General features: G+C 76.8%; 5 protein-coding genes. 4 read left to right on the top strand and 1 reads right to left on the bottom strand.

Annotated elements, in window-relative coordinates:
• Positions 1-100: 100 nt before the first annotated feature.
• On the bottom strand, positions 101-1,420 hold the full coding sequence (locus tag J5O08_RS19905; protein ID WP_308281746.1) for a threonine/serine exporter family protein: 1,320 nt from the start codon (positions 1,418-1,420) through the stop codon (positions 101-103).
• Positions 1,421-1,560: 140 nt separating this feature from the next.
• Between J5O08_RS19905 and J5O08_RS19900 the strand changes: the two genes are divergently transcribed.
• The 4 genes from J5O08_RS19900 to J5O08_RS19885 form a co-directional block, all read left to right on the top strand.
• Positions 1,561-3,150, top strand: coding sequence for an MFS transporter (locus tag J5O08_RS19900; RefSeq protein ID WP_218708653.1), 1,590 nt, complete (start codon positions 1,561-1,563; stop codon positions 3,148-3,150).
• Positions 3,151-3,191: 41 nt separating this feature from the next.
• Positions 3,192-4,268 (top strand): aminopeptidase P family protein, encoded by a 1,077-nt coding sequence (locus J5O08_RS19895; protein WP_218708656.1) that lies wholly within the window; start codon positions 3,192-3,194, stop codon positions 4,266-4,268.
• Positions 4,269-4,280: 12 nt separating this feature from the next.
• Positions 4,281-5,624: a dipeptidase gene (locus tag J5O08_RS19890; protein WP_218708651.1), complete on the top strand. Its 1,344-nt coding sequence runs from the start codon at positions 4,281-4,283 to the stop codon at positions 5,622-5,624.
• Positions 5,625-5,791: 167 nt separating this feature from the next.
• The coding region (locus J5O08_RS19885) for an Ig-like domain-containing protein (RefSeq protein ID WP_218708649.1) at positions 5,792-7,832 on the top strand (2,041 nt) is incomplete at its 3' end.

Here is a 7,832-nt window from a genome sequence, read left to right as displayed (position 1 = left end):
GGCGGCTGCGGCTGCCGCGCCCGGCCCGCGCCGCATCCGACACGCGCCGCGCCCGGGCCCGCGCCGCGCCCGGGCCCGGACGCCCACCCGGCACCCGCCGTCACAGCCCGCGCCACCCCCCGGTCGCCCGGCCGACGCGCTCCGACACCCCGCTCCCCACCAGCACCCCCGCCGCGATCGCCACGATCGTCAGCAGCGCGTTGAGGAAGTCCCCCAGCCCGGCGGCCGCGTCGGCCCCGACGATCTCGGTCACCCCCTCCAGCCCCAGCGCCCCGGGCACCAGCAGCCAGAACGCCGGCAGGAAGGTCACCGGCACCGGCGGGCCGCTCGGCTGCTGCTGGATCGCGTACGCCACCGGCAGCACCACGACCCCGGCCGCGAACGACGCCCCGAGCGGGTTCAGCACCAGCCCCGCCCCGGCCTGCACCCCGTACGCGACGCCGAGCACGGCCAGCAGCCACGGCAGCGAGCGCGGCGGCACCGCGGACGACAGGAACACCCCGAGCCCGAACACCGCCACCCCGACCCACGGCGCCCAGGCCCCGAGCGGCGCCTCCGGCTGCGGCGGCCCCGGCAGCCCGGCGAACTCCACCCCGAGCGCGATGCCGAACGTCAGCAGCAGCAGCCGCTCGAGCCCGTAGACCAGCCGCGCCGAGCCCGACAGCATCGACCCGGACGCCAGCTCGATCGTCGCCATCGTCAGCGCGGCCCCGGGCAGCATCGTCACGAGGGTCGGGATCACGATGTCGAGAGGCGCGGACCCGAGCACGGGCTCGGAGAGCCGGAACACCAGCCAGGTGACGACGCCCGCCGTCAGCATCGGCAGCACGACCGCGACCGCGTGCGACCGCTCGCCCCACAGCGTCAGCACGCCGACCAGCACGCCGAGCACCAGGTACGCGGGCAGGGCCGACGCCGTCGGGTTGAGCAGCAGACCAAGGCCGAGCACCATCACGCTCGTCCCGGCGACCCGCAGCCAGGCCGGCAGCCGCGGGCGCGCGGTGAGCAGCGCCTGCAGCCGGCCGACGGCCTCGGCGACGCCGAGCTTGGCGTGCCGGATGTCGTCGATCAGCCGGTACAGCGCGTCGACCTGGTCCAGCCGCAGCGAGGCGTTGGGCGCGGGCGCGAAGTCGACGCGGGTGGAGTCGCCGGCCACGATCCGGACGAACACGCCGGTGGGCAGCACGAAGAACCGCACCCCCGACGCCGCGTAGACCGCCGCGACGTCGTCGAGGATCGCCGCCACCCGGTCCGCGGCGTCGCCGGCGCGCTGCATCGCGACGCCGAGCCGGCGCAGCAGGTCGAGCACGGCCTCGGGCGGCTGCTCGGGGACCTGCGGCGCCTCGGCGGGCAGCGGCGACAGCCGCCGGGCCAGGGCGGCCCTCGCCCGCGCGAGCCCTCGGCGCCCCGGGTTGGCCACCTGACCAGGATGTCGACGGCCGCCGGTCGAGCGCTCACCCCCGCGGGGTGATCGGCGACGGGGGTCCGGCGGCCTACGGTCGAGCCACCGAGCCATCGGGCCGTCGCAGGGGCGCGGCCCGCCGGACGTGGGGGTCGACGATGGGCGATGCGACGGCGGGGACCGCCGCGGCGGGCACGACGGCACGGGGCGCGCGGAGCGTGCTGATCGCGACCTGCCTGTCCACCCTCGTGGTGAACGCGAACACCTCGGCGGTGAGCATCCTGCTCCCGGCGATCAGCGCGGACACCGGGACGTCCGTCGACACCCTGCAGTGGGCCGTCACCGGCTACTCGCTGGTCGGCGCGGCCGTCATCATCACAGCCGGGTCGCTGGGCGACGTCTTCGGGCGCAAGCGGGTGTTCCAGCTCGGCCTGCTGCTGTTCGTGCTGTCCTGCGTACTCATCGCGCTGTCCCAGGACGGCACCGGCGTGATCGTCGGCCGGCTGATCCAGGGCGCTGCCGGGTCGACGATCCTGGCGTGCGGGCTGAGCCTGCTGTCGGTGGCGAGCGACGGCGAGGACCAGCTGCGGTCGGTGTCGCTGTGGGGCGCGGCGGCGGCGGTCGGGGCCGCGGCGGGCCCGCTTCTCGGAGGCGTCCTCGTGGACCTGACCGGGTGGCAGGGCCTGTTCTGGATCGACGCCGGCGTCGGCGTGGTCTGCATGCTGATGACGTACTTCACCGTCGCCGAGTCGAAGGACCCGGACCGGCCGCACTCGATCGACTACCTCGGGACCGTCCTGGTCGCCCTGACCCTCGCGCCGCTCATCCTCGGCGTGAGCAAGAGCGGCGACTGGGGCTGGCTGTCCGCGGCGACGATCGGCTGCCTGGCGGTCAGCGTGGTCGCCGGCTGGCTGTTCGTCGTCGTCGAGAAGCGGGTGGCGGTGCCGCTGCTCGACCTGGCGCTGCTGCGGAACCGGATCCTGGTCGGCGCGACGCTGGCGATCCTCATCGGCGCGGGCACGATCAACGGCCTGATGTACCTGCTCAGCCTGTACTTCCAGGACCCGGCCGCGCTCGGGTTCTCGTCCTTCCAGGCCGGCCTCGCGACGCTGCCCGCGACCGTGGGCCTCGTGGTCGTCGCGCCGCTGGTGCCCCGGATGACGAAGCGGGTCGGCGGCCGGCAGGTGATCGGCGTCGGCTTCCTGCTGACGACGGCCGGGTTCGTGATCGTCGGGTTCGTGCAGGCCGGCTGGGGGTACGGGGCGTTCCTGCTGCCGCTGCTCGCGATCGCGGTCGGCATGGGCCTGTCGAACGGGCCGTCGTCGTCCGCCGCGACCGCCGTCGTCCCCGAGGAGCAGGTGGGCGCGGCGTCCGGCGTGTCCAACATGGCCCGGTACGTCGGCGCCGCGGTGGCGACCGCGATCGCGGCCACCGTGTACGCGTCCGTGGGCGCCGACCGCACCGCCGCCGGGGCGTCCCCGTCCGAGGCGCTGGCGTCCGGGCTCGCCGCGGCGGCGTGGGTCATGGCCGTGCTGAGCGCGCTCGGCATCCTGCTCGCGGTGGTCGCGATCCGGCGGCACCGCGCGGCGCAGGGCACCGTGCAGGACTCGGCCGCGGCCGCCGCGGCGCACCTCATCACCATCCCGACCTCGGCCGCCGGGGCGGCGTCCCGGCCCGCGCCCGGCCCCGCGGCCGGCCCCGCCGTCGGCGACCGCCCCGCGCCCACCTCCCCGGGAGACCCCTCGTGACCGACCCCGCCCCCTTCACCCGCGACGACTACGCCGCCCGCATGGCCCGGGTCGTCGCCGACGCCGGCGCGGCCGGCCTGGACGGCGTGCTCGTCACGCCCGGCCCCGACCTGGTCTGGCTCACCGGCTACCAGCCGACCGCGATCACCGAGCGGCTGACCCTGCTCGCGCTCACCGCCGACCGTGAGCCGACCCTGGTGGTGCCGGCGTTGGAGCGCCCGGACGCGGAGGGCGCCGCGGGGACCGCCGCCACCGCGGTCGTCGACTGGTCGGACGGCAGCGACCCGTACGCGGCCGCGAGCGCCGTGCTCCGCCCCGGCGCCCGGTACGCCGTGTCCGACAGCGCGTGGGCGCTGCACCTGCTCGGGCTGCAGGCCGCGCTGCCCGGGACCGGGTTCCACGCCGTCGCCGACCGGCTGCCGATGCTGCGCGCGGTCAAGGACGCCGACGAGCTCGCGCGCCTCGCCGCCGCGGGGGCGGCCGCGGACGCGACGTACGAGGAGATCGTGCACGTGCGGTTCGCGGGCCGCCGCGAGACGGACGTCGCCGCCGACCTCGCCGACCTGCTGCGGCAGCACGGTCACGAGCAGGTCGACTTCACGGTCGTCGGCTCCGGGCCCAACGGCGCGAACCCGCACCACGAGGCCGGCTCCCGGGTCATCGAGGACGGCGACTGCGTGGTGCTCGACTTCGGCGGGCTGCTCGCCGGCTACGGCTCGGACACCAGCCGGACCGTGAGCGTCGGCGCGCCCTCCGCGGAGGTCCGCGAGGTGCACGAGCTGGTCCGGCTCGCGCAGCAGGCCGGGGTCGACGCGGTGCGGCCGGGGATCGCGTGCCAGGAGATCGACCGGGCGGCGCGCGCCGTGATCGCGGACGCCGGGTACGGGGAGCGGTTCATCCACCGCACCGGGCACGGCATCGGCGTCACGACGCACGAGCCGCCCTACATGGTCGAGGGCGAGGAGCTGCCGCTCGTCCCGGGGATGTGCTTCTCCGTCGAGCCCGGGGTCTACCTGCCGGGCCGGTTCGGGGTGCGGATCGAGGACATCGTGACCGTCACCGCCGACGGCGTGCGGCGGCTGAACACGACGACGCGGGAGCTCCGCGTCGTGGAGTGAGGGGAGCACGACGTGGACCTGAGCGAGCGGGTGGCCGAGCAGATGCCGCGCGTCCGGGAGGAGCTCGCCGCCCTGGTGGCGATCCCCTCGGTCGCCGACCCGCGGCAGTTCCCGCCCGAGGCGTGCGCGGAGGCGGCGCGGTGGGTGGCGGACGCGTTCCGCGAGGTCGGGTTCGCCGACGTCGCGCTGCACCGCACCGCCGACGGCAGCGACGCCGTCGTCGGTTCGCGGCCCGCGGCGGACCCGGGTGCGCCGACCGTGCTGCTGTACGCCCACTACGACGTGCAGCCCCCGCTGGACGACGCCGCCTGGCGGACGCCGCCGTTCGAGCTGACCGAGGTCGGCGGGCGCTGGTACGGCCGCGGCGCCGCGGACTGCAAGGGCAACATCCTCATGCACCTGGCCGCGCTCCGGGCGCTCGGCGACGACGTGCCGGTGAACCTGCGGCTGGTGGTCGAGGGGTCCGAGGAGCAGGGCACCGGCGGCCTCGAGGACTTCGTGCCGAAGAACGCCGACCTGCTGCGGGCCGACGCCGTGCTGGTCTGCGACACGGGGAACGCCGCCGTGGGGGTGCCCGCCGTGACGGTCAGCCTGCGCGGCATGGTCAACGTGGTGGTGCGGGTCGACGCGCTGCCGACCGAGCTGCACTCGGGGATGTTCGGCGGTCCCGCGCCGGACGCGCTGGCGGCGCTGGTCGCCGTCCTCGCGTCCCTGCGCGCCCCGGACGGCGACACCACGGTGCGGGGCCTCGACCACGCCCAGACCTGGGACGGCGCGCCCTACGACCCGGACACGTTCCGCGCCGACGCCCAGGTCCGGCCGGGCGAGGCGCTGCTCGGCTCCGGGACCGTGTCGGACATGCTCTGGGCCCGGCCCGCGCTGACCGTGCTCGGGGTCGACTGCCCGCCGGTCGTCGGGTCGACGGCAGCGATCGTGCCGCGCGCCGCGGCCCGGCTGAACCTGCGCATCCCGCCGGGGACCGCGCCGGCCGACGCGCTCGCGGCGCTCACCGCGCACGTCACCGAGGCGGCGCCGTGGGGGGTGTCGGTGACGGTGGACGTGGAGGCGACGGGGTCGCCGTTCCGGGCCGCGACCGACGGGCCCGCGTACGACGCGATGCGGACGGCGATGCGGGAGGCGTTCGGGCGGGACATGGTGCTGCTCGGGCAGGGCGGGTCGATCCCGCTGTGCACGGTGTTCGCGTCGACGTACCCGGACGCGGAGATCCTGCTGCTGGGGGTCGAGGAGCCGCAGGCGCTCATCCACGCGCCGAACGAGAGCGTCGACCCGGCGGAGATCGAGCGGCTGGCGACGGCGGAGGCGCTGTTCCTGACCCGGTACGCGGGGCGGGGCTAGCCGCAGGGTGACCGAGGTCCCTGGCGCGGGCCTCGTGCGTCCGATAGGGGGAAGCCCCTGCTCACGGGTGCACCGGCCGACGTACGGTGACCGCACCCCCGCACGCCGCTGCGACCCGCCCGGGTCGGCCCCGCGGCCTGCGACGACCCCGAACGGGACCCCGCCGCATGCGCCGCACCCCCGCCGCCGTGACCCTCGCGCTCGCCCTCGCGGCCGCGCTCGTGCTCGCCGCCACCCCCGCGGCGGCCGCGCCGCCGACCGCCACGGTCGTGGTCGCGGAGCCGTGGATCGCGGCAGACGGCGCGTCGGTCGTGACCTTCACGTTCTCCGAGCCGGTCGTGGGGTTCGGTGTCTCGGACGTGACGGTGCCCTCCGGCACGCTGTCCGGGCTGGCCACCTCGGACAACCAGGTGTACACCGCGATCTACACCCCCGCCGCCGGGGTCACGCACTACGCGGCGAGGCTGGTGCTCGACAACACCCGGCTCACCAACGCCGGGGGCGAGCCGGGGATCGGCACCACCGACTCGAACGCGTTCACCGTCGACACGCAGCGGCCCACCGCGGGTGTCACGGTCAGCGAGGCCGCCCTCCGGGCCGGCAGCACGGCGATCGTCACGCTGGAGTTCTCCGAGGCGGTCACCGGCGTCACCGCCACGGACCTCACGGTCGGCGCCGGCACCGTGTCCGGCCTCTCCAGCTCCGACGGCGGCCTGACGTGGACCGGCACGCTCACCCCTGCCGGCGACACCGAGGCGACGGGGGCGGTCGTCACGCTGGACCTGGCCGGCGTCCAGGACCTGGCGGGCAACACCGGCGCGGGGACCACGTCCTCCGCGCCCTACGCCGTCGACACCCGCCGCCCGACCGCGACGGTCGGCCTCAGCGCGACGACGCTGGGCACCGGCGGCTCGGCGACGCTCACCGTGGTCTTCTCGGAGCCGGTCCTCGGGTTCGACCTCGGCGACGTCACCGTGCGCGGCGGCACGGTGAGCGCGCTGACCACGGCCGACAACGTCACCTGGACCGCGACCCTCGTCCCGGCCGCCGGGACGAACGCGAGCGGCCAGGTCGTCACCGTCGACCTGGCGGGCGTCATGGACCAGGCGGGCAACGTCGGCTCGGGCACCGTCGACTCGCCCGCCTACACCGTCGACACCCTGGCCCCGGTCGGGGTCGTCACCGTCGACCGGGCCGTCGTCCGCGCGGGCGAGACCGCCACCGTGACGATGACGTTCTCCGAGCCCGTCCGCGGGGCGGGCGGCGCCGGCCCCGGGCTGTCGCTGGTCGCGGGCGGCGGCACGCTCACCGCACCGACCTCGTCGGACGGGGGCCTGACCTGGACCTCGACGTTCACGCCCGACGCCGCCGCGCGCACCACCGCCGACCTGGCCCTGGACCTGACGACGGTCGTCGACGCGGCGGGCAACGCCGGCACCGGGAGCGCGGTCGCCCCGTCCCTCACCGTCCGGACGACGCGCCCGACCGCGACCGTCTCCGTCTCCGAGCCGGTGCTGACCACCACCACCGACGCCGTCCTCACGCTGACGTTCTCGGAGCCGGTCTCCGTCGGCCTGTGGCGGGCCCTCAGCACGCCCGGCGCCTCCGTGCCCGGGCTGACCACGTCCGACGGCGGGGTCACCTGGACCGGACGGCTCACGGGCACGGCCGGCACCGAGTCCGGGCCCGCGGTGGTCACGCTCGACCTCGCGCAGCTCGTGAACGACGACGGCAACGCCGGGGTGGGCACGGCCACGTCGGGCGCGTACGCGGTCGACACCGTCCGACCGACGGCGACGCTCGCGCTCGCGGCGACCCGGGTGACCGCGCCGACGACGCTGACGATCACGTTCTCGGAGCCCGTGGCGACCCTCGCGCTGACCGACCTGGTCGCCGACGCGGGCACGCTGTCCGGCCTGACGACCGCCGACGGCGGGCTGACCTGGACCGCGACCTACACGCCCGACCCCGGCGCGCGGGCGGGGGCGGCGACGATCCGGCTGGCGCTCTCCGGGGTGACGGACCTGGCGGGGAACGCGGGGGGCGCCGCGGCGCTGTCGGTGCCGTTCGCCGTCGAGGCGCCGGCCGCGCCCGGGACGCCCGTGCCCGCGGTGCCGGCGCCCGGGGCCCCGGTCGTGCCCGGCGTGCCCGCCGCCGTCCCGCCCGCGGGTGCGGCCGTCACGGCCCCGTCGGTCGCGAGCCCGGCCC

This window comes from Cellulomonas sp. PS-H5, from assembly GCF_019265565.1.
Classification (GTDB): domain Bacteria; phylum Actinomycetota; class Actinomycetes; order Actinomycetales; family Cellulomonadaceae; genus Cellulomonas.
The sequence above is the reverse complement of the archived record's forward strand: the minus strand, read 5'-3'. Positions and strand labels throughout refer to the sequence as shown.

Excerpts from the sequence above, each read along its gene's own strand:
- J5O08_RS19900 (WP_218708653.1), top strand. The coding sequence starts at position 1,561 with ATGGGCGATGCGACGGCGGGGACCGCCGCGGCGGGCACGACGGCACGG.
- J5O08_RS19895 (WP_218708656.1), top strand. The coding sequence starts at position 3,192 with ATGGCCCGGGTCGTCGCCGACGCCGGCGCGGCCGGCCTGGACGGCGTG.